This window comes from Streptomyces hainanensis, assembly GCF_004348415.1.
Classification (GTDB): domain Bacteria; phylum Actinomycetota; class Actinomycetes; order Streptomycetales; family Streptomycetaceae; genus Streptomyces; species Streptomyces hainanensis.
Map to the genome: position 1 here is coordinate 1 of NZ_SMKI01000776.1, position 1837 is coordinate 1837.

Annotated in this window: 3 protein-coding genes and 1 pseudogene; all 4 read right to left on the reverse strand. The window is 71.3% G+C overall.

Going from position 1 to position 1837, the window contains the following annotated elements; all coding sequences use genetic code 11:
• Nucleotides 1-108: 108 nt before the first annotated feature.
• The 4 genes and pseudogenes from E1283_RS35800 to E1283_RS35815 all read right to left on the reverse strand — a co-directional run bounded on the left by E1283_RS35800 (nucleotide 109) and on the right by E1283_RS35815 (nucleotide 1680).
• Nucleotides 109-636 (reverse strand): hypothetical protein, encoded by a 528-nt coding sequence (locus E1283_RS35800; RefSeq protein WP_132822331.1) that lies wholly within the window; start codon nucleotides 634-636, stop codon nucleotides 109-111.
• Nucleotides 633-917, reverse strand: coding sequence for a helix-turn-helix transcriptional regulator (locus tag E1283_RS35805; RefSeq protein WP_132822332.1), 285 nt, complete (start codon nucleotides 915-917; stop codon nucleotides 633-635). The genes E1283_RS35800 and E1283_RS35805 overlap by 4 nt, the downstream gene beginning before the upstream one ends.
• Nucleotides 918-972: 55 nt before the next feature.
• A pseudogene (locus tag E1283_RS35810) lies at nucleotides 973-1425 on the reverse strand (SUKH-4 family immunity protein); the annotation flags it as partial.
• Nucleotides 1426-1443: 18 nt separating this feature from the next.
• The gene (locus tag E1283_RS35815) at nucleotides 1444-1680 is read right to left on the reverse strand and encodes a hypothetical protein (RefSeq protein WP_132822334.1); all 237 of its coding nucleotides are present in this window, start codon (nucleotides 1678-1680) and stop codon (nucleotides 1444-1446) included.
• Nucleotides 1681-1837: the final 157 nt, after the last annotated feature.

Here is a 1837-nt window from a genome sequence, read left to right on the forward strand (position 1 = left end):
GCCCCCAGCCTCGCCAGCAGCGTGAACTCCCCTATGGCCACCGGATCCTGGCCCCGCAGTGCTTCCACGGGCAGCCACTCTGCCCTATCGGGCCCCGGGGCGAGGGGGTCAGGCGGCGGCCGGCTCCACGTCGTCGTCCGCGGGCTCGTCCGGCGTGCGGAGCACCGCGGTCCACAGCGGCAGCAGCCACTGCGTGAGGCCCAGACCGAACAGGGCGGCGAGCAGCACCTCGGCGGAGACGCCCTCGTCCGCCAGCAGGTGGAGGAGGCCGAGGCCGCCGACGACGGCCAGCGTCAACGACAGCTGCACCCGGTGCGCGACGGTGAACGCCTGGGCGCGGTCAGCGAGTTGCCGCTCGTCCAGGGCACGGTCCCGGAGTTCGAACAGGCCGCGGGTGGCGGAGTTGAGCACGCCGGTGCACACGCACCACAGCAGGATCAGCGGGATCACGAGGCCGATCAGCAGCGCCCCGTTGTCGCCGGCGAGCGGAAACGCCGCCGGCGTGGCGGCGGTGAGCACGACGTGCGCCACCGTCCAGGCCCGCCGCCGACCGTGGCCGGCGTACCAGTTCCTGGCCTCCTCCCGGTTCATGACGCGGATCATGGTCTCGTCGTACCTGGTCGGCCGGGCGCTCATACGGCCCCCCCTTGCGGTGTGCTCGTGTTCGGTGCCTGTGAAGTACCGCCGTACACCTCGTCGGTGAGCGGTCGGAACGGATCGAGCGAGAACAACGCCTCCACGGGGAGCGTGAAGTACGCCGCGATCCGCAGGGCCAGGTCGAGGCTCGGGTTGTACTGCCCGCGCTCGATGTGCCCGATCGTCTGGTAGTGCGCCCCGACGGCGGCCGCCAACGCCCGCCGCGTCACGTTCCGCTCGGCACGCACCACCGACAGTCTGTTGTGGACCTTATCGCTCATGTATAAGAAGTACTACATCCAAGGGTGTCTTGGCTACCCCCGGGAGGCGCCGTGCTCAGCCGGTGATGCCGTACCCGAGTTCCTCCGCCGCGACCGACCAGAACGCGTTCTCGCGATCGACCGCCGCCGGGTCGATCGCGCGGAATCGTTCGAGTAGCGCGTCGGTGAGCGCGTCCCCGGCGTCCTCGTCGTCCGCGTCGATCTCGCGGGCGGCCGCCTCCGCGTAGGCGCGGGAGCAGTCGACCAAGGCGCGGACGGTCGAGTTGACCAACTCCGGCGGCGCCCCACCGTCTTCGGCGAGGAGCCGGACGTGGCCGGTGGCACGGTCCACCGCCAGCGCGCTGAGCCCGGGGTCCTGGGCGATCACCGCGTGGCCCGAGCGCTCGGGGAAGGGCGCGGGCAGCCAGGTGCCCGGGTAGGGCACGGGCTCGCGCTGTTCGAGGGCGTCGGCGATGCGGCGGTCGTCCATGGCCGGGAGTGTAGGCACCGCCTCGGACAGTGTGCGGTGATCCGGATCCGGGACCGTCTAGACCACGCAGTAGACGCTGAAGTGCTCCGCCGGCGGGGCCGGGGCCGTGTGGCCCGGGTCGATCTGGTCGGTGGGGGCCGAGTCGTCCTGGGCGTAGAGCTGCAGCGGGACGTCCGTGTTGTTCTGGATCGTGCCGTCGCCTTCGAGCTGGTAGGTCTGGCCGGGCAGGGGGTTCTCGATGACCCGGTCCGGGCCGTCCTCGCGCGACCAGAGGATCGTGTCGGTGACTGCCATCTCTTCGTCTCCCGCGGTTCGGGGCCTGTCAGGAGATGGCCGAGTACCCGCCGGGGAGGATCCGAAGCCTCACGGCGGAGGGATCAGGGACGGCAGCGGGATGACGTACTCCGGCGTGACGGGTGGGAGGCGGGGAACCTCGAACGAATCCCACGAC